22 protein-coding genes are annotated in these 19,122 nt (G+C 51.4%); 8 read left to right on the top strand and 14 right to left on the bottom strand.

The features are described from left to right. Nucleotides 1-150 precede the first annotated feature (150 nt). Nucleotides 151-420, top strand: coding sequence for a hypothetical protein (locus tag ACO0LL_RS28180; protein WP_422954143.1), 270 nt, complete (start codon nucleotides 151-153; stop codon nucleotides 418-420). Between the two features lie 120 nt (nucleotides 421-540). On the opposite strand, the gene ACO0LL_RS28185 is transcribed toward ACO0LL_RS28180, so the two are convergent. Together ACO0LL_RS28185 and ACO0LL_RS28190 are read right to left on the bottom strand one after the other, a co-directional pair. Further along, complete coding sequence (locus tag ACO0LL_RS28185) at nucleotides 541-1,530, bottom strand: alpha/beta fold hydrolase (RefSeq protein WP_422954144.1); 990 nt, start codon at nucleotides 1,528-1,530, stop codon at nucleotides 541-543. A gap of 110 nt (nucleotides 1,531-1,640) precedes the next feature. Further along, nucleotides 1,641-2,864 carry a C39 family peptidase gene (locus ACO0LL_RS28190; protein ID WP_422954145.1) on the bottom strand — a complete coding sequence of 408 codons (1,224 nt, stop codon included), beginning with the start codon at nucleotides 2,862-2,864 and terminating at the stop codon, nucleotides 1,641-1,643. 335 nt (nucleotides 2,865-3,199) lie between these two features. Between ACO0LL_RS28190 and ACO0LL_RS28195 the strand changes: the two genes are divergently transcribed. Continuing rightward, nucleotides 3,200-5,875, top strand: a complete 2,676-nt coding sequence (locus ACO0LL_RS28195) for a tetratricopeptide repeat protein (protein ID WP_422954146.1) — start codon at nucleotides 3,200-3,202, stop codon at nucleotides 5,873-5,875. A gap of 21 nt (nucleotides 5,876-5,896) precedes the next feature. Here the strand turns inward: ACO0LL_RS28195 and ACO0LL_RS28200 are convergent, their stop codons facing one another. From ACO0LL_RS28200 to ACO0LL_RS28230, 7 genes are read right to left on the bottom strand one after another with little or no spacing between them, the layout of a single operon-like run. After that, nucleotides 5,897-6,994 (bottom strand): class I SAM-dependent methyltransferase, encoded by a 1,098-nt coding sequence (locus tag ACO0LL_RS28200; protein ID WP_422954147.1) that lies wholly within the window; start codon nucleotides 6,992-6,994, stop codon nucleotides 5,897-5,899. Between the two features lie 27 nt (nucleotides 6,995-7,021). Beyond that, nucleotides 7,022-7,489, bottom strand: coding sequence for a GNAT family N-acetyltransferase (locus tag ACO0LL_RS28205; protein ID WP_422954148.1), 468 nt, complete (start codon nucleotides 7,487-7,489; stop codon nucleotides 7,022-7,024). Nucleotides 7,490-7,518: 29 nt separating this feature from the next. After that, entirely contained in the window at nucleotides 7,519-8,478 is a 960-nt protein-coding gene (locus ACO0LL_RS28210; protein WP_422954149.1) for a hypothetical protein, read from the bottom strand. A gap of 11 nt (nucleotides 8,479-8,489) precedes the next feature. Further along, the gene (locus tag ACO0LL_RS28215; protein WP_422954150.1) at nucleotides 8,490-9,269 is read right to left on the bottom strand and encodes a class I SAM-dependent methyltransferase; all 780 of its coding nucleotides are present in this window, start codon (nucleotides 9,267-9,269) and stop codon (nucleotides 8,490-8,492) included. Between the two features lie 59 nt (nucleotides 9,270-9,328). Beyond that, a complete protein-coding gene (locus ACO0LL_RS28220) occupies nucleotides 9,329-10,333 on the bottom strand; it encodes a hypothetical protein (protein ID WP_422954151.1) in 1,005 nt (334 codons plus the stop codon). Nucleotides 10,334-10,388: 55 nt separating this feature from the next. Then, the gene (locus ACO0LL_RS28225; protein WP_422954152.1) at nucleotides 10,389-11,144 is read right to left on the bottom strand and encodes a WbqC family protein; all 756 of its coding nucleotides are present in this window, start codon (nucleotides 11,142-11,144) and stop codon (nucleotides 10,389-10,391) included. Further along, nucleotides 11,144-12,265: a DegT/DnrJ/EryC1/StrS family aminotransferase gene (locus tag ACO0LL_RS28230; protein WP_422954153.1), complete on the bottom strand. Its 1,122-nt coding sequence runs from the start codon at nucleotides 12,263-12,265 to the stop codon at nucleotides 11,144-11,146. The genes ACO0LL_RS28225 and ACO0LL_RS28230 overlap by 1 nt, the downstream gene beginning before the upstream one ends. Before the next feature lie 154 nt (nucleotides 12,266-12,419). On the opposite strand from ACO0LL_RS28230, the gene ACO0LL_RS28235 reads away from it, so the two are divergent. Both ACO0LL_RS28235 and ACO0LL_RS28240 read left to right on the top strand, forming a co-directional pair. After that, complete coding sequence (locus ACO0LL_RS28235; protein ID WP_422954154.1) at nucleotides 12,420-12,773, top strand: toxin-antitoxin system YwqK family antitoxin; 354 nt, start codon at nucleotides 12,420-12,422, stop codon at nucleotides 12,771-12,773. Nucleotides 12,774-12,821: 48 nt separating this feature from the next. Then, nucleotides 12,822-13,271, top strand: coding sequence for a hypothetical protein (locus tag ACO0LL_RS28240; protein ID WP_422954155.1), 450 nt, complete (start codon nucleotides 12,822-12,824; stop codon nucleotides 13,269-13,271). 416 nt (nucleotides 13,272-13,687) lie between these two features. Here the strand turns inward: ACO0LL_RS28240 and ACO0LL_RS28245 are convergent, their stop codons facing one another. From ACO0LL_RS28245 to ACO0LL_RS28255, 3 genes are all read right to left on the bottom strand, one after another. Next, nucleotides 13,688-14,101, bottom strand: a complete 414-nt coding sequence (locus tag ACO0LL_RS28245) for a hypothetical protein (protein ID WP_422954156.1) — start codon at nucleotides 14,099-14,101, stop codon at nucleotides 13,688-13,690. A 234-nt stretch (nucleotides 14,102-14,335) separates the two neighbouring features. Next, a complete protein-coding gene (locus tag ACO0LL_RS28250; RefSeq protein ID WP_422954157.1) occupies nucleotides 14,336-14,839 on the bottom strand; it encodes a hypothetical protein in 504 nt (167 codons plus the stop codon). 118 nt (nucleotides 14,840-14,957) lie between these two features. Continuing rightward, on the bottom strand, nucleotides 14,958-15,419 hold the full coding sequence (locus ACO0LL_RS28255) for a cupin domain-containing protein (protein WP_422954158.1): 462 nt from the start codon (nucleotides 15,417-15,419) through the stop codon (nucleotides 14,958-14,960). Nucleotides 15,420-15,687: 268 nt separating this feature from the next. Here ACO0LL_RS28255 and ACO0LL_RS28260 point away from each other — a divergent pair, with 268 nt between their 5' ends. The 3 genes from ACO0LL_RS28260 to ACO0LL_RS28270 all read left to right on the top strand — a co-directional run bounded on the left by ACO0LL_RS28260 (nucleotide 15,688) and on the right by ACO0LL_RS28270 (nucleotide 17,597). Then, the gene (locus tag ACO0LL_RS28260; protein ID WP_422954159.1) at nucleotides 15,688-16,086 is read left to right on the top strand and encodes a hypothetical protein; all 399 of its coding nucleotides are present in this window, start codon (nucleotides 15,688-15,690) and stop codon (nucleotides 16,084-16,086) included. Nucleotides 16,087-16,190: 104 nt separating this feature from the next. Next, nucleotides 16,191-16,901: a hypothetical protein gene (locus tag ACO0LL_RS28265; protein WP_422954160.1), complete on the top strand. Its 711-nt coding sequence runs from the start codon at nucleotides 16,191-16,193 to the stop codon at nucleotides 16,899-16,901. 96 nt (nucleotides 16,902-16,997) lie between these two features. Further along, a complete protein-coding gene (locus ACO0LL_RS28270) occupies nucleotides 16,998-17,597 on the top strand; it encodes a phosphatase PAP2 family protein (protein ID WP_422954161.1) in 600 nt (199 codons plus the stop codon). 11 nt (nucleotides 17,598-17,608) lie between these two features. Here ACO0LL_RS28270 and ACO0LL_RS28275 read toward each other — a convergent pair whose 3' ends face one another. Next, nucleotides 17,609-17,863 carry a hypothetical protein gene (locus tag ACO0LL_RS28275; protein ID WP_422954162.1) on the bottom strand — a complete coding sequence of 85 codons (255 nt, stop codon included), beginning with the start codon at nucleotides 17,861-17,863 and terminating at the stop codon, nucleotides 17,609-17,611. A 169-nt stretch (nucleotides 17,864-18,032) separates the two neighbouring features. Here ACO0LL_RS28275 and ACO0LL_RS28280 point away from each other — a divergent pair, with 169 nt between their 5' ends. After that, nucleotides 18,033-18,494, top strand: a complete 462-nt coding sequence (locus tag ACO0LL_RS28280; RefSeq protein WP_422954163.1) for a hypothetical protein — start codon at nucleotides 18,033-18,035, stop codon at nucleotides 18,492-18,494. A gap of 173 nt (nucleotides 18,495-18,667) precedes the next feature. On the opposite strand, the gene ACO0LL_RS28285 is transcribed toward ACO0LL_RS28280, so the two are convergent. Beyond that, entirely contained in the window at nucleotides 18,668-19,111 is a 444-nt protein-coding gene (locus ACO0LL_RS28285; RefSeq protein ID WP_422954164.1) for a hotdog fold domain-containing protein, read from the bottom strand. Nucleotides 19,112-19,122 lie beyond the last annotated feature (11 nt).

The following is a 19,122-nucleotide window of genomic DNA, read 5'->3' on the forward strand; positions in this document are numbered from 1 at the left end:
ACCGTCGTCTAAAAATGCGTTATGAGAAACTAGCTATGACACACGAAGCATTTCTTTCGTTGGCTTGTTCTCTCATTTGCTGGAACTTTCTTAAACCTTTAATTTAATTTCGCAACAGCTTCTTAGTCACACTTTTGGCAATGAGTGTTTATGGCTACTGATACCACTTTGGGTGATGCTCACGGCAATACTTATTCGAAGTACCGTGCATTTGAAGGATGGAACGTCGCCACCGAATCCTGGACTAATTTCTTCGTTTGCGGCCGTTGGCGCAAGTTTTACTGGCCTGTTGACGTTTTACTTTTCAAAGGCCACGTTAAGTTTTGTTCTTGGGATAACGATGAATGTTTTGCTTTCTTTTGTCATGGCCTGCTCTGTTATCGTTTGGATACGCCGTTGTTTGACATTGAGGGCCGATAAAAGGAAGGCGTGACTTCCTACATTCCCAAGCTCGGGCGTTGATGATGGTTTACAGCTGATATGTGATTGCAACAGCCAGATTGCCGGAGCTAACAATCAGCCCCAGCATAAAAGCATCTCCTATTTTCCCGTGACCACCGCAGGCAAAGTGCTGATGATAGTCCGCTGAAATTTTTCTGCTTCCTCTTTATGGATTTGATGCCCGGAATGTTCAAATAAAAACAGCGCTTTCTTTGGTGCCTTCAATTGCGCGAAATAGTCTTGGGTAATCTGGGTGGATGTTTGTATGTCGTTTTTACCCACCAAAAAATACACTGGGCAATCAACTTTTTTCAAGGTCTTTGGTAAATCTACATCCATGACGGCATTCCACACCGGCGACCAGGTTTTTGCCCATTGCAGAAAACCATTCTGGAATTCAGCACTTGTTGCGAACTCTTTGCCTTCTTTGTACAGCAACCATTTTCTCAGGTAGAGCAGGTCTTCATCGATTTTAAAGGGGATATTGACGCTGGCCAGTTCCTGGCTGGCGATTGCATTGTCCTTGAAATGCTTCTTCAGGGCAGTCAGCAATTCTTTTTCACTTGCGAGCTGACTGATGACGGGATTGGACGCAAAATAGGCATGCAATAATTCAGGGTGGTTTTTGACGATGTAAAAACCCAGTACATTGCCCCAGGAGCTGCCGAGCAAATATATTTTTTCCTGCTTTAATTCTTTTCTGATGAATTGTATGACTTCATAGGTATCCTTCTCCATGAGATCGACCGAGGGCTGTACGGGTGAGGGATTGAGTTTCAGGGTTTTACCGGCATCTCGCTGGTCCCATTGAACTATGGTAAATCTGTCTTTCAAGATATTTGTGAAAGCATCCGCATTGTTGATCATCGAGCTTCCGGGCCCGCCCGATAAAAATAGCAGGACGGGCTTGTTGGCATCATCGGTTTTAATCTCGACAAGCTGTTTTATTCCGCCTATTTCCGGGGTCAAGGTCTTGTCGATTTTTATTGACATGGTTTGAGGCTGAGTCTGGTTCATGTCTTGCGCAGTGCTTGCAGAAAATGGGATCAGGGCGGTAAATAGTAAGACCAGCAGGTTTTTATTTATCATCGGTGAGCACTCAGGTTGATTAATTATGCTTTGGAGTCGTAACGGGGAACATCGTTCCCGCATCTTGGAAATTGATTCATGCATACAGCTTGTGGTTTCAGGATTATCCTTCAACGTGCAGTTGCAGGCACAGCCCGGAAAGCTGCAGTCTGGTTCGACATGATTTTTACCGGCGGTAGCACATAGGTGGAGTCGGTGGCAGTGAAGCTGAAGGTTTGCGTAGCAGCGGCAGCATTGGCATTGAAGGATGAATTGGGGATGGCTGCCAGCGTATTGTATTGATACACATTGTATTTCACCCCAACGCTGAGGCCATATACGGTTGCTGTCAGGGTTAGTGGGGCTGCCATGGGCGAGGTATTGGCGCCATTGCTCATTGCCGGGTTTTCGTAATTCAGGTCGGTTGCCAGACGCACCGGTACGGTTTCTCTGTTTATATCGATGACACCGGTAATGGCAACGGCTGAATTGATGTTGTTGCTGCTGCTATGCAGGGCCAGCGAGTATGGTGGCGCAGCCTGGGCGTTGGCCTGGGTGCGTGTAACCTGGAATTTGTCGAAGCCATACTGGAACAGATAAGCTGCGGCTACTGGTGGGGCAGTGAATTGATTGGGGTAGCTGGCATTATTGGTGCCGCTGTTATCGCTGAACTGCAAAATATCATCGGCGTAATAAGTCTGGTTCAAGCCCGGTACGAGCGGGTGGCTGGACGCGATGCCATTCACTGGCACGATATGGTCGTAGCTGGAAAAACCCGCCGCAGGGTTACCGCCAGGCTGATACTGGTTCACATAGATACCCATGATGACCGGATAACCCGCCAGCACATAGCCCTTGATCCAGGCCAGGTACTGGCTGGTCGTGGTGGCGTTTGACAGCCCGTTCCACTCAACGGCATTCAGGTGCATGTTGGCTGCTGCGGTCAGGTCATTGACCGAGACGAGCAACTGGCTGTTGACATCGTTTTGGCTTAAACCCGGTGTCGCGGCAGCGCGTGCGGTGTATTGCGATACATACTGGCCATAATACAAACCGGCGCTGATGAAGGCGGTTTCGCCACAATAGCCGTAGTTGGCATTCCACTGGTGACGTGGTGGAATCGCCAGTGACATCGCATAGCTGCCACCAGTGGGCGGTGGCGGTGAGTCTACCGGAACCGGCCCTGGCAAGATGATAGGCACCAGGCTGACACTGACCTGGGTTTGACTGCTGGTATCTGGCGCAGTGCTGGCACTGCCGCTGCCACCTGAGCCGCCACCACATCCTCCCAATGTCGCTGCCAAAATCGTTGCCAACAGGCTCAATGCGTGTGCACTGGCTATTTTTTTATTCATGGTGTCTCCGTATTGAGTGTGAACTTGTGGTTCATTTTTTTTGCCGGGTTTGCTGGCAGTCGCAAGCAATTGCGCGGTAGCAATTATGCAATGATTTGGTTGTCGGGTGAGAAATACTTCAATGTACTGGGGGTGTGACTGGAGTAACTCAGGCTGTTTCATGTAGCGGGCATTGGAATTAAGCTTTAGATTCAAGCTTTAGATTCAAGCTTTAGAATCAGGTTTTAGAATCAGGCTTAGCAATGTTATCCTGCGTTAATATTTGTGTTTTGCCGCTGAGACTGTCTCATCGCCTGAGATAATGCGGCAAACAGTACTGAGCAAAGGATATCTGGATGTTTTCCTGGTTTAAAAAGCGCCTGGGTGCAGGCAATGAGGCTGAAGTTCAGCCTGTGGCACAGCCAGTGACTCCGTCTGAACAGGCGGCTGGCGGGCCAATTGAGAGCCCGGCGAAGCCGGCGCCTGTCGCAGGGCAGTTGTCAGCAGTGGGTAGCTTGCTGGAGCAGGCTAATTATTTGTTTGCTGCTGGCAAACTCGATGAGGCAGAGGATTATTGCCAGCAGGCGCTTGTACTTGACCCGCAAGATGCGCAGGTGCACAACAAGCTGGGCGATATTGCCTATGAGCGTGGGCAACTGGCGGTAGCAGAAGCGGCTTATCGCCGTGCCCTTGAAATGGCGCCCGGCTTTGGTGATGCGGCGATTAATCTGGGTCTGGCCCTTGATGGGCAAGGTCGCAGCGCAGAGGCTGAAGCCACTTACCAGCAATTGATCGTGCGTGAGCCCGGTAATGCGGTGGCGCAGTTCAACCTGGCCGCCAACCTGACGGCGCAAAACCGTTTGCCCGAGGCAGAGGCCAGTTATCGCCAGGCCATACAGATCAACCCGGTTTTTTCTTTTGCGCATTTCAACCTGGGGACTTTATTGCAGGGGCAGAACAGGCTGGATGAGGCTGAGTCATGCTTCCAGCGTGTGCTCGAGATCAATCCCGACTCCGTCAATACCTATGCCAACCTGGGTGGCATACTGCTGACGCAGGCGCGCTATGCCGAGGCTGAGGCATTGCTGAAACAAGCCATTACCAATGCCCCGGTATCACCGCAATTATTGTGGATGTTAAGTAATGCGTTGCTGGCCCAGGCCAAGGGGGCAGAAGCTGAAACCTGGTTGTGGCGCTTGCTGGAAGTACAGCCCACCCATGCAGAAGCACGCGCCATCCTGCTCGAAACACTGGGTGCGCAAGACCGGCTGGTACAGGCCGACAGCCACTACCAGCGCCTGATCGCCAGTGTGACGGATGATGCCAACTGGCATTTCCAGTTAGCAGAAAAGCAGATGCAGCTAAGGCATATGGCAGAAGCGGTAAGCTGCTACCAGGCAGCGATCAAAATCAAACCTGATTTTGTCGAGGCGCACTTTAATCTCGGCGGCATACAGATAGGGCAGGGGCTGACGGCCAGTGCCGAGCGCAGTTTCAGGGCCGTGCTTGCGATCAACCCGCAGCATGCGTATGCGCATATCAATCTCGCCCTGTTGCTGATGGGGCAGCACAAGCCTGAAGAGGCAGAAGCGAGCTGCCGCAGCGCTATTGAGCATGTGCCGCAAACTGGCGATTTTTATTGCATACTGGCGTCCATCCTCAAATCCCAGGGCAAGATGGCGGATGCAGAACAGGCACTTAAACAGGCCCTGGAGGTTGATCCCGGCCTGATCGACCAGCGCCTGGAGCTGGCCAGCTGGAAATTATTCAACATGGTTGAAAATCAGGCGACTGATCCGCAAGCCCTGTTTGCTGAACATTGCCGCATAGGCGATATCTATGAAGCCGGCTTGCGCGATGCCTGGCCCAGACATCAAAACCAGCGTGACCCGCAAAAGCAACTGAGGGTAGGCTTTGTCTCGGCAGATTTATGCAATCACGCTGTCGCATCTTTCATAGAACCTGTGCTTGAACACCTGACGAATGCCAGTGATATTGCGGTATTCATTTACTATAACAATAGCGTGGATGACGAGATCACTTACCGCATCCGCTCCCGCTTCAGGCACTGGCGCAAGGTGGCTGGGTTGTCTGACGCTGACCTGGTCACCCAGATCACGCAGGATGGCGTTGATATTCTCATCGATCTTTCCAGCCACACCAGCATGCACAGGTTGCAGGCCTTTGCGTATAAACCAGCGCCAGTACAGGTGAGCTGGATGGGTTACCCCGGCACTACCGGCTTCCGCTCTGTTGATTATTTCCTGTCTGACCGATTTATCCTGCCACCCGGGCAGTTCGAGTCTCAGTTTGTCGAGAAGATAGTTCGTCTGCCTGCCAATGCGCCGTTCAAATCGACGGTGAACCCGCCTGATTTAGTGGCCTTGCCTGCGCTGGCGAAAGGCTATATCACCTTTGGCAGTTTTAACCGTGTTGGCAAGATCAATGCAGAAGTCGTCGCTATCTGGGCCAGGGTCTTGCAGTCTGTACCCAACTCACGCATGTTGCTGGGTTCCATGCCTGCCGATGGTGAACATCCGGCTATCCTTGGCTGGTTTGCTGATGCAGGCATCAGTGCAGATCGCCTGACGTTTGAACCGCATTGTGACTTGCGCAAATACCTGATGCTGCATCAGCAGGTGGATATCTGCCTCGATACCTTCCCGTATTCAGGTGGCACCACCACCATGTATGCGGTCTGGATGGGCGTGCCCACCGTGACCCTGCATGGCCAGACCATACCCAGCCGCACCAGTACATCCATCATGGGGCATCTGGGCCTGGATAATTACATCGCTGGCGATGCTGATGAATTTGTGCGCAAGGCCGTGGCTGCGGCCACTGATTTGGACAGCCTGGCCAGCCTGCGCATGAGCATGCGCACACGCATACAGCAATCAGTACCGGGCCGCCCTGAACTGATCGCCCGCGGCTTGCAGCGCGCCTTGCGCATCATGTGGCAAAACTGGTGCCAGGGTTTGCCGGCACAGTCGTTTGAGGTGCTTGAAAAGGATTTGAACGACGCGCAGTAATACATTGCGCGTCGCTGGTGTTCATGGGTGCTGCACTTTTTTCTGGATGAACAGTGCTCCACCCATAAAAAACGCCGTAGCTATTTCTGCCTGATGGCTGGCGAGATAAGCGTCGGCAGCACGGCGCGGGCCATCGCCAAAAGGCCATGAGTAATCATCAATGACTATCCAGCCACCAGGTGCCACCAGCGGGCACCAGGCAGCCACGTCTGCTCTGGCGCTGTCTTCGCTGTGGTTGCCATCAATGTGCAGCAAGGCGATCTGGCCGCTGTAGCTTGTGTTGCCAAACACGGTGTTATTGACACTGCCGTGGCTGGCATAATAGCTGGCACCATCAAGTGATGGCATGCGCAGATAATTAAGCCTGCCCTGGCTATAAGGCAGCAGGTTGACCAGGAATACGCCAAAGGCTTCTTCTGCGCTGAAATGGGTGAAGGCTGCTTCAACCAGGCTGTCTGCACCTTCTGAGACGATGCCGGTTTCTGACCACGGGTCTATGCACAGCACATTGCCCAGACCATAGCTTTGCGCCAAGTGGCCGAGGATGAAGGCTGACTTACCCCACCAGCTACCAATTTCAACCACATCACCAGCCGGGCAACTACGGGCAATTTCATACAGGGCGCGCAGTTTTTCATGGTCGCACATGCCGGGAATATCCTGCACATGCCGGTACAGGGCGGCGATGCTTAACAAGGGCAGGTCAGGTTTGATGCTTGTCTGCGCAGCCACGGCTATCGGTTGCTCAAGCACAGCTCTCGCCCATTGTGTCGCAACGCGAAAGGCATCCAGCTCGGTATTGGCGGGTGTGGTATTCAATAAACTCACTGCGGGGGCCAGGGTTGGCAGCAAACGGTTCAGGTAATCCCAGACTACCGCATGCGGCGTATAGATGCTGGTGATGCCTTGCTCTTGTATCGCGTTTGATAAAGCCTGGTCAAAATCTGCATGATTCACAAAGGGCAGGTGCAGCCAGTCGCTGTCACCATAGGTCTGACGTGCCGGGTCCAGTGCCAGGGATGAGGCACCGATCAGCCTGTCATTATCGTTTTTGCGTGACTGCATGAAGGCAACAGCCTGCGGCATGCCGGCAGGGAAAATCAGTATGGTTTTATTCATGATGGGCAGGGGATAGTAGGGCGGGTTTCATGAAAAAATATGGCGCATCACGATATTGTCTGCTGTATTCATATTCGCTTCTGCATGCTGCACAAAGCCGATTTTTTCATACAGCGCAATGGCGGCAGGATTGTTGGTGTTGACTTCAAGTTCCACCTGCAGGCAGCCACGGGCTTGTGCAAATTGCAGCGCCTGCTTTAACAAGGCCAGGGCGATACCCTGCTGCTGCCAGGTGGGCAGTACACTGACATTGGTGATGAAGGCGCGGCGATGTTGCACGTCATTACAATACATGGCGACCAGACCCGCCAGCTCATGTTCGGCGCTGGCGTTGGCCTCAAACCGCTGTGCAAGCTTGGTGATTTTGCTGGCATAGTCGTCTATGTTCAGGCGGCTGCTCAAAGTCGGCATAAAGGCAGCATCACATTGCTGCAGATGTGCTGCTATCGCCTGCTGGCTGGCCTGGTTATGCGAAAACTGGATGGCGGGATTCATTTTGTGGAATTTGTGGGGCTTGTCGTGACTTAAGTTTCCAGCACGGCTGCACCAAAGCCATAACGCCCGAATTCACTGCCGTTATACAGCAGGTAGGTATGGCCATCGCTATTGAAGGCATGCGGGTAGCACTGCATGTCGGCATCCCATTCGCCGGGTGTGCCTTCCAGCCTGGCTTGCCGGTCATCCCTGGTCCAGTTCAGCAAATCATCTGACCAGGCATGACCTATGCGGTAGCCGCGCTCAGTATTGGTCCTGAAGTCATAGGCATGGCGGTAGCAAAAAAACATATGGTAACGGCCATCAATTTCTACCACCGTCGGCAGGGCCTGGCATTCATGCTCGCCTATCTGGTCAGCAATGATCTGGCGCGCTTCTTCTTTTTGCCAGCTTATGCCATCGGCAGATGTGGCATGGCCTATCTTGTAAATGCGGTCTGGTGCGGCATCAGCAGCAAACTGTGTCCAGCCTGTGCCAAAGATATACCACATATGAAAAGTATTGCCGATGACTTTGACAAAGCCATCACCCACCAGGCAGGGTTCATGCAAGGATGCTGACAATACCGGGCCTGGCCCCATGCGCTGGAAAGTCAGGCCATCATCATCGCTGCTTGCGAGACCAACCGCCGTTTCCACAGACACTGACACACGCCTGCTCCAGCCACAGGTATAGCCATAGATACGGCCTTCGTGGCGCAGCACATTCATGGGGAAAATACCATGCTCATCAAAACTACCCAAGTCCCCTAGCGGTATCACGGTTTGCTGTGATACCCGCAAGGTGGTTTTTAATTCCTTGTCCATATCAACAAAGGCAATATGGCTCAGGTATTTGCCGGTTTTTTGTTCGAGCGCGCGGGTAGAAAAATAAATACGGATGAAATCATCAAACACCAGCGCCTGCGGTGACTGGGCAAATGCCACGCAGTCATTCGGCAACTGGTGTTGGGTAGGGTCAAATATCTTGCCCAGTTTTTTCCATCTCATGGTGCTGCTCTTCATTCAGCGTCAGCCGTGGTTTTCTTGCGCACGACGGCATACACGTCTGCGCACATGTCGGGATATTCATTACCAAGGCTGAACAAACCCTCGAGTTGTGGCTCACCGAGTATGCCGGAATCGATCATTTTATCCATCTGGAAATCCGCCAGGTATTTGAAGAAAATGCCGCCCTGGGCGACGATCTCAAAACCGGCAGTTTCCAGTTCACGATTGAGGGTGACGCGGTCATACACGCGGCGGTGGCCGCCACGCAAATCATTCGGTGTCAGTTCATACAGGCTGTCAAGCAGGCCCATGTGCCTGGCCAACTGGCGCGACAAGGCACGCGCATTCGGTACCGCAACAAACAGCAGGCCGTCTTTGCTCAGTGACTTGTGCACCATCTTCAAGACTTCCTGCACATCCAATAAATGTTCGAGAACATGGGAAGCGATGACGGCATCATATTGATGGGGCGCTTCATAATGCTCAAATAGCGAGCAAAAATAATTCGCGTTCGGCAGATTGCGAGACTTGGTCCTATCCAGGAATTCTTGTGAAGCATCGACAATATCCAGCGTATCTACCAGCGGGCTCAATAGCTCGGACATATAGCCGATCTCGCAACCCAGCTCCAGCGCCTTGCCGCGCTTCATGAATTGTTTGAAGACACGGATCTCCAGTTCACGCATCAGCCTTTGCTGGCTGGAATCGTCGGAGGTAATGTAGTTGGCGGCATAGGCTTCCAGCAAGCCTTTTTCTTTGTCGAGCAGAGGATTCACTGTCATCTTATTCATCTCATTTATTAAGTTGCCCTTGCTGAAATCAAGCAGCAAGCGGCAAGGATTTTATCAGTTCAGCTTTCCAGCCTGGCCAGGCCAAACCCATGCCTGCCCATCTGGTTACCCAGGTAGAGCAGATAAACTGCGCCATCAACGGCAAATACATGGGGGAAGGATACCATTTCTGAATCCCAGCCTTCTTCAGAAATCTCCAGCCCCGCCTTGTCATCATCGCGCACCCAGTTGAACAAATCATCAGAACTGGCATAGCCCATGCGGTAACCGCCTTCCTTGCCATGGTAATTGGTACTGGCACGGTAGCTGAAGAGCATGTGGTATCTGCCACCATATTCAAAGACATCGGGGCAGGCCTGGCATTCATTTTCGCCTATCCTGCATTCGACCAGGTTGCGGCCATGCTTGACCCAGTTGATGCCGTCATCCGAGGTCGCCATCCTGATCTGATACACCGGCTCTGCGCGGCTGGGCGTCTGCAACCAGCGTTGCCCGGCACTATAGAACAGATACCAGCGGCCATTGAAGCGGCGGATTCTTGGTACCGTCAAAAAAAATGGTTCATCCAGCGTACAGGGCAAGACCGGGCCAGGGCCAAGCCGGGCAAAGCTATCGCCACCGTCATGGCTGATGGCGGCACCGATATTGATCGTAAATGGTACAGACTCACAGCGCGAATAACCGACATAATAGGCCAGTATGTCTTCATCCTTACGTATTACTGAAGTGAAGTAAGCCCCAAACTCATCAAAGCTACCAGGGCCACCCAGGGGTAGCAAAGGCGCTTCGCATACACTGATCAGCTGGCTAGGGTCATCCCGCCTGAAGTCGGCATAGGCCGACAAGCTGACATAATTGCCCTGGTTATCCACCGGCGGGCGGCAGGCAAAATACACTCTGATTCTGTCTTCAAAGATCAAGGTGCTGGGTGCTTGTGCAAAGGCCGATATCCATGGCCGGTCTTTGATGAGCGCCGGATCAAATATCTTGCCCAGTTTTTTCCATTTGAACATGGATGCTTCCTTCATGCTGTCACTCACGCTGTCATTCATGCAGTTATTCATGCAATTATTCATGCAGTTATTCATGCTTCATAAGCGCATTTTACGCGAGGCCGGCTCAAATCAAGTCAAAACCCTGGTCCAGAGTGCTTTGTATGGTTTCAGGCGGGTTGAACATCATCACATCAATGATCGATAGCCAGGGTACAAAGTCCGCGCCAGCCTGTGCATATTCAAACGGTTTCGAGCGTATGAATTTAAGCTCCAGCCCATGCTGGCTGAACTCTTGCGGTTCGTACAAGTCCATACCGCCTATCGCATTGACATAGGTATGCGCACCAACAGCCTGGCACATGGCCATGACTTTATGCTTGCCCTTGAGCTCATGGGCGATGGGGATGGTCGATGACACCTTGAACTCAGTTGCTATACCCAGATGCGCGCAAGTCTTGCGCAAGGCATGCTCCAGAAAGCGGAACAGATTCTTGTCATCATGCAGTAATACCGCCTCCAGCAAAGGCAGGGTTTGTGCAAAATAAGGCGCACGGCGATAAGCGCCGCTGAGCTGCTGCAAGAGTTTGCGCGGGTTGAAGTCGGCGGCCAGTTCGCGCTCAACAATATCCAGCATATCCGAATCACTTTTCAGCGGCAGCGAAAACATGCAGTCCTGGTCGTTTTGCAAAAAGCGGTTACGGTTGATCCAGCCTTTTTTGGTATATTTGATATTGTCATACACGATGAACAAATCCACCGCATTGACGAGCTGGAAGTAGCCTATATAGGGAAAAAAATAAGGCTGCATGATGGCAACCTTGAGGCCAGTCCCTGAGCCGGTATCGGGGCCGGCATCTGCAACAGTAGGAGCCGCTTCCATTATTGACTGGCGATGTGCTCAACGATCATGCTGACCTGCGCATCGCTGAGCTCAGGATAAATCGGCAGGCATAATACCTGCTGTGCCGCCACGCGGGCGACTGGCAGGTTATCTTTTTGTGCCGATGGCAAGCCACGATACATGGGGAAGTCAGAAATCAGTGGGTAAAAATAACGCCGCACCATGATCTTTTGCGCCCGCAATGATTCATACAACGCATCGCGGCTGACAGGATAAGCCTCGTTGATCAGGATAGGGAAGTAAGCACAGTTCGCCACCTCATTGCCACCGCCCTGCACACAGCGCAGGCCTGGCACATCCTTCAGCAATTCACGGTAGAGCGCATCAATCTCGCGGCGTCGCGCCAGTGCCTGGTCTATATGCTTTAACTGCAGCAAGCCCAGTGCGGCATTAAACTCACTCATTTTGCCGTTAATGCCGGGTGCCGTGACCGTGGTTTCATCGACAAAACCAAAGTTCTTCAAATGATCTATATGGTTCTTGGTCTTGGCGTCAGGGCATATGATGGCACCACCCTCAAAGGTATTGAATACCTTGGTCGCATGAAAACTCAATACTGACAGATCACCATGACGCATGATGCTCGCGCCCCTGTCCTTGACCGCAAAAGCATGGGCCGCATCGTAGATAATCTTCAAATTGTAACGGTCAGCAATCGACTGTATCGCCTCGACATCGCAAGGGTGACCATAGCAATGCACAGGCATGATGGCCGTGGTCTGCGGGGTGATGGCCGCCTCGATTTTTGTCGGGTCAAGATTCAGGCTATGCGGGTCTATATCCGCAAACACTGGCTTGATACCATTCCACAGCAGCGAATGCGCGGTTGCCACAAATGAATAAGGGGTAGTTATCACCTCGCCAGTAATGCGCAAGGCCTGCAAGGCCGTGACCAGCGCCAGCGTACCATTGGTGAACAGCGCCAGGTGCTCAACACCGAGGTATTCGCACAGCGCAGCTTCCAGCTGTTGATGGAAAGGCCCGCCATTGGTCAGTATCTTATTGCCCCAAATTTGCTCCAGATAAGGAATAAATTCCTCAAGCGGAGGCAAATGAGGTTGCGTGACGTAGATGGGCTTTTTGTCAGGTGAATTATCCATAAAGCCTTGGCAGTGGCAGGTGCATCATCGGAGCTGATGGCTTATTGTTGGTGTTTGTAGCTGTTGTATATTGTCTATTTGTAAGGATAGCACAAACGGTCTGGATTTTAAGCTTGCCTGATTAAGCTTGCATAAGCCAGCTGATATTGCCAGAATGTCGAATATCTCTGGTCTTGTTTATTTATTAATCTCGTTGTATTTTTGGCTAAAATTGATGCATACAGAATTAAATATCGCCGAAATCCCCTATGAGAATGGTGGAATTCATTTCAGGTATTCAAGATATATGTCTGCCGACGGTACGCGCTGGATAAGACATGGATTGTTTCGCGCATACCATCCAAATGGAAACTTGTCCTCAGAGGGTTCATATACTGATGGTCAGGAAAATGGGCTGTGGCGCGATTATCATGACAATGGCCACATTGCCGCTGAAGGCGAGTATCTGGATGGAGTTGAAGCCGGTGAGTGGATGTATTGGAGTGCTGATGGGTTACCCTATAAGTGAGCGGCTTTGCTTGAATTTTTGAATGACCGGTTTTAAGTAAGGAAATTAATGAAAGATAAGTCAGTGCTGGACCAAGTGATTACACTTGAACCAAATGTAGATTATTTTCTGGGCCCGAATTTGCGATTGTTGAACTGCAAAATCGTTTCAAATGCAATTGCAAGAAATATATTTTTTTCAGGCGTGGAAATGACAGAAGGGTTTTTTGAACAAGGCCCGCGGCTTGAGAATTTTCATTTTGAGAAGGCTCATTTTAACAAGGTGAAATTCTGCGGAGATTTTGCAGGCTGTGATTTTGGAGACTGGGATAACTCTGACAAATCTTCAATTGTGAATTGCGATTTTGTAGACGCGAATATGAATGATTGCCGCTTTCTTAATACAGACATGCGGACCATCAGCTTACCTGCATGGCCACATTTTTCACTTCATTCTCCTGTTGATGCACGCGATTTTTCTTACGGGGAACTTGGCCAAAGAAACTGCGAGTTACATTGAATGTGTTTACCGACACAGATCCCGAGTGTACCGCCATTGTTTCCAATGCAGAGTTTCTAGCGCAGGATGTAGGACTTCCAATAAATGAGTTGAAGGCTTTTTTGGTGCAGATACCTGGAGTTACGATTTTGGAAAAATAACATTTTTATGCAATGCATGGCATTAGAACTTCAAATTAAGCGTCAAATGTATCCCATGTAACTACACACCATCACGCACAAAAAACCACCCAAAACATGATCGCAAATGCGTGATGGGAGGTCTTCTCCTCTGGACCCAATTTCTTCCATGCTCCTTCATTTGGCCCACTTGGCGTTATCATGGTTCCTCTCTTGATTCTCGCTTTGTTGTGGTTAAGCACAGCCCGCTCCTGTAAATGTACGCTACTACAAAATGCACGCTGCTACAAATGCACTTCACTCTTCTTGCGTATTGTCATCATACAGATGCCGCCGCAGATATTGTATGAACCCCGGTAGCAGGATGATGAGCAGCAGTAAAGATTCACCCTGCAGTGCATAAAGCTGTGATTTTTTATCATTTCCCACATAGGTGGTCAAGACGAGTATGGCGGCAACAAGAATAAAGCTGGCTGCATACTTTTTGAAAAATCCAGGTTTTCTGAACTTGCCCTTGGTGACCAGCACCAGACTCACCACCAGACTGATAGCTGCGACGGGAAATGAAAGCATTACGATAAGTAAACCCAGGATCCCGCTATAGTCGCTCGCCATGGCAAGGCTGGGCAGGCAACATGTCAGGCCAAATAACAAAAATGCTGGCATTGACTTGCCCGAGGTAACTTTGTTTTCAACATCGGATGAGCGCATGGTAAGTTTCATTTAAAGCGAGTAGGGCAGGGATCAATAAAATAGGCAAATACAGCAGTAGGGTGCGCCGTGCGCACCGTTCAAGTGTCAACTTAACTTGATCACATAATCGATGCGGTAAAAAAAACGGTGCGCATGACGCACTCTACAAATGATGGCATTTTACTGTCAGTACGCCGTGCGCACCATGCAAACGCCAATCTTAGGCAATGTCGATTGCCAGCGAATGTCATTTTACAAACGCTCCAGCAGGAGCAGCTTCATTGGGGCCGCATCCAGTATTGCCTGTGCATCTGCATGCATATCCTTGTCGGTACGCACAACCCACAAAAACATACCAGCCATATAATGCTGTGATTCTTCCGGGCTAAGTATGCCGTCCGGCGACATCCTGACACCACTGCCTTTTTTGATAAATGGCGGGAAGTTGTGATAGTTTTGACTTTCCCAGCTTGAACCATTGCCCCACCAATCCCGGTGTGCTTTGGGAGATATGATCTCGCCAGCAACAGATCTCGCGAAACTGGTCAACTGATCAATGTCTTCATCAAGTTCCAGACGTATTGCATTGGCATATAAAATTTTTCCTATACCAAGCCAGCGCTCTTGTAACCCGGCTTTGCTGAGTGACAGGCAGTCAAATACCAGCTCTTCGAGCAAATCGAGATTTTCAATGTGCTCACGACCCAGCTTTAGTTCTTCCAGGATGACGCGAGTGTATTTCTTTTTGATTTTCACTGAGCAAGTTTACTGTCACGAATTGGCACATGATAAAAACGGTGCGCATGGCGCACCTTACGAATTGTGGCACGCTGCTGTCAACAAACTGCTGTCACCAAATCACCGCGATCAAACATCAATCCACAAACACCGTATCCGTCTTGCCCTGAGGCGGGATCTTGATGGCGATGGCTTTGACCGGGCCGTTGCTGACGATGCTGCCAGCGTGGGCTGTACCTTTGGGGATGACGATGAGGCTGCCGGGTTTGAAATCTTTGCGTTCTTTACCCAGCCACATGCTGCCGCTGCCTTCGATGATGTACTGGATTTCGTCAGTCTGTGGGTGTATGTGCTTCGCAACATTGCCGGATTGTATGCCGACCGTGGCATTGTCCGTGACCACCAGTGGGCGGGCATTCAAATCTGGATTACCAGTCTTGGGCAAGTCATCATGCTTGATCGCCAGCAAGTCTATGATGCTGGCAGTCAGGCCAGGTGCATCGGCATGGGCATCGCTGACCATATGCTGCATCAGGGGTGAGGCAATCAGGCCTGCAAAAAAAGCAGCGGCAATGGCGAAGTTTTTGTTGATGCGCATGATGTCTCCAGATAGGTGGGTTTGCAGGGCAGGGTAGGGAACCATATCAAGTGTGCAATACAAAACGGTGCCGGGCAAGTGCTTTTGATACACATGGCAGTTTCATTTGCTTACCAGTGCTACGGGCTTGCAATCTGGCTGCTACAAATCATTACAAAACCCGGTCAACATGGTTTTTAAGATAGCCGTTAACTCTACACAAGGCAGCCTGGAGCATGCCTGTGTGCTTGGTGCGTCACCATGCGCCTATCAAACTGGAGTTATAAAAATGAAAGCAATCCCTCTTACTCTGGCAGCCCTGGCAGCTGCCACCGCCATGACAGGCTGTGTCGTGGCACCTCGCCCTTACTATCATGCGCAGCCTGTGCCTGTGGTGCAGCCTGTACCCGTGGTTCAGCCGGTGTATGCCCAGCCTGCCTATGCACCTGGTGTGGTCGTGGTGGAAGCTGCACCGCCTGCACCGTATTCTGAAGTCATAGGCGTAGCCCCCAGCCCCGGATATATCTGGATAGGCGGCGCCTGGTTCTGGGAAGGTGGCCGCCATGTGTGGCACCGCGGCTACTGGTCAGCACCACGCTCTGGTCATTACTGGGTCGGGCATCACTGGGAGCAGGTAGGCCATTCCTGGCATTTCAGGGAAGGCTACTGGGCACCGCACCGCCGCTGATCTGTTCCTGCTGGTCGCGATGGCGCATGGGCTTGCGCCATCGCGGGAGGGCATGTTTTAATCCTGCTGATTTATTCATACTCAACATACAACAGACAGATTTCATGCCCAGCACCCACATCAACAGCCGCCGCCGGGCGCTATTGTTCAGCCCAGCTTTACTCTTGTTGAATACTCCCCGTGTGCGTGCTGCCCCCACCTACCAGAAAAGCCAGACAGATGGCTGGACACTGATGTTTGACCAGGGCTTGCAAACGGCAGACGCTGCATCTAGGTCTGCCTTCATCAGCGCATTGAATGATCAACTGAACAAACTCAATAAGTTGCCCGCACAGGCTCAGGCCGGTTTGCGCAAGGTCAGCATCTATGTTTCCAGTGGCACTTACCGCGCCTTTGGTGCGCAATACCATCCTTCTGCACAATGGCTGCAAGAGCATGGCTACCCCGTTGAATTTGCCGGCAATATAGAAATCTGTAACTGGAAAGAATTCACCACCATGGTCAACAGCCAGCCCTATGCGCTGCTGCATGAAATGGCGCACGCCTACCATTTTCAGCACCCCGAGCTTGATGCCATTATCCAGCGCGCCTACGACAGTGCCAAGGCTGCTGGCCTATACCGCAAGGTCACCCGCGACCACAGGCCTGAGCTGCAAGAGGCCTATGCCATCAGCAATCATCGTGAGTATTTTGCAGAACTCAGTGAAGCGTATTTTGGAGAGAATGATTTTTTTCCGTATCACCGTGCCGAGCTCAGGCAATACGATGCGCAGGGCTATGCGATGCTGGAAAGTGTGTGGAAGATTCTGGTATAAGATGTTTGTACGATGCACCCATTTGCAAGCAGCACTGCAAGCATGCGCGGCGCACCGCCTGCAAATCAATCCCCATACCTTGCACAGGACAAGTTGATGAATCCGATAGAAGTAGTGAACCGCAGCCTGTTTTTGCAACTGAACGCAGGCTCCGGGACTGGTGCAGGCCTGATAGGTCTGGCCAGTTTTATAGCAGATGCCCTGATCTACCTGATCCCGCTGGCGCTGGTGGTTATCTGGTTATGGCAGCCACAACGCCGCCAACTGGCACTCAGGGCCTGCCTGGTTTGCTGCATTGCCCTGGCGACTGGCCAGTTGCTGGCCTTGTTCTGGCCACATCCTCGTCCCTTCATGATAGGACTGGGGCATACCTGGATACCGCATGCTGCTGACCCCTCTTTCCCCAGCGACCACGGCATCGTCTTCGCCAGCATGGCTTGCAGCCTGCTGCTGACGGGTGAGCTGCTGTGGGGCATGGTAACGGCTGTTGTGGGTGTTGCGGTTGCTTGGTCAAGGATTTTTCTGGGTGTGCATTTTCCGCTGGATATGTTGGGTGCTCTTGCGGTGTCGCTGTTTGCCTATTTGTTGCTGTTGCCCGTTTGGGCAAGATGGGGTAAGCCGTTCATGCAGGCGGTGGAAAAGCTTTACCGCTATCTGCTGGCCTGGCCTATTGCCAAGGGCTGGATCAGGGCGTAAGCCTGACTTGATCAGCGATTGAAATAGACCACCGCTGCAATAGCAACGCCTACCCAGAACAAGAGGCCAATAAAGATGGTCACATTGGTGCTCAGGACCAGGCCCTTGCTGCCGCGCCAGTAATAGGATTTGCCCGCCGGTGTTTTGCTCTTGAATCCTTCACCGCGCATGATACCCAAAGTCAGGGCAGGAATCAGCACGCGACCCGTGCCATAGAGGATCACTTGAAACAGGATTTCGAAAAAGAATTCCAGTATGAAGTCCATGAGGAATGTCCGATAGCGGGAGAAGGGCCAGGCGTTGGTCAAAGATATCATCTTGTGCAGATGGTAGTGCCATAATGTAGTTTAGCAGAGTAAGCCTATGTGCCGGATACTTGCCTGCGGAATTCTTGAGCGAATCAAGCTCCAGTTCATATGTGAAAGAGGAATCGCTTTGAAAATTCCAGGTCTGAAACTGATGTTGATGTTGATGTTTGCATTTTCTGCTGCAAGTGCAAGTGCAAGCGATGCGGATATTGATCAATTCTATTGCCATAGCCGTGCTGCAGATAGTCAATGCGAACGCTATGCGGTTTCCATCATTAATCTGATCACCGCGCCTGAGCGTTTTCATGGCAAGAAAATCAGTGTCACAGGATACCTCTTGATTGCTGACGAAACCATTGCGCTGCAATTGAGCAAAGACAGCTCGCCTGCCGAATCTGTATGGCTGTCTATACAAGAAGGGCAGATGGAAACGGAAAATGATTTCATGCGTTATCAAAAAAAGGAAAAACAACTGAAGTCAGCCTTCAATCGCAAACGTGTTTTGATAGAAGGCATATTCGATATGCATACCCGTGCCCACCTGTATCGTGGGTCTGTCAAAGACATTACACGTATAGATTATCGGTGAAGATCGGGTTTTATTGAATTGACCACCAGTTGAGAGTGCGCAGGGTAGGTAGCAGCGCACTCTGCAGCTTGCCTGCAACTTGATCACGGCAACCTTGGCATAGGGATAAACGTAGGGCGCATTATAATGCGCACTACGTTACGGCGGCGGCTAACATTAATGTCGCAGTCTGTTTACTCCGCCAGCTTCACATTCATGGTGATGCGCGCCGTAAAAACTTTAACGCCGCCGCCATCAAGCACATCCACGGTCACGATCTTGTCGCCCGCCGTGCTCCAGTCCAGGCCGCTGCCATCTGCTACTGCGGTGACATCGGTTTTGGCCTTGGCCAGGTATTCCACTGTCATGCCTTTGGGTATCCAGCGCGCACCTGCGGGGACAGTGACATCGGTCATTGTGCCAGCTACAAGCTCAGCCGCATTGCACAGGGCAATCGCATGAATGGTGCCCAGATGATTGGTGATCTCGCGCTTAAACGGGATGTGCGCCTCCGCATAACCGGGGCGCAGCGCATTCAGCGTCGGGTTGATGGTGCTGAAGTAAGGGGCCATCTGGCAAACCATTTTACTGAATTGCTCGGGGCCGCTGAGTTTGAACATCTCTAATGCCTGGCTCATTGATTGTCTCC

The sequence above is a fragment of the Undibacterium sp. TC4M20W genome, assembly GCF_049340245.1.
Lineage (GTDB): Bacteria > Pseudomonadota > Gammaproteobacteria > Burkholderiales > Burkholderiaceae_D > Undibacterium.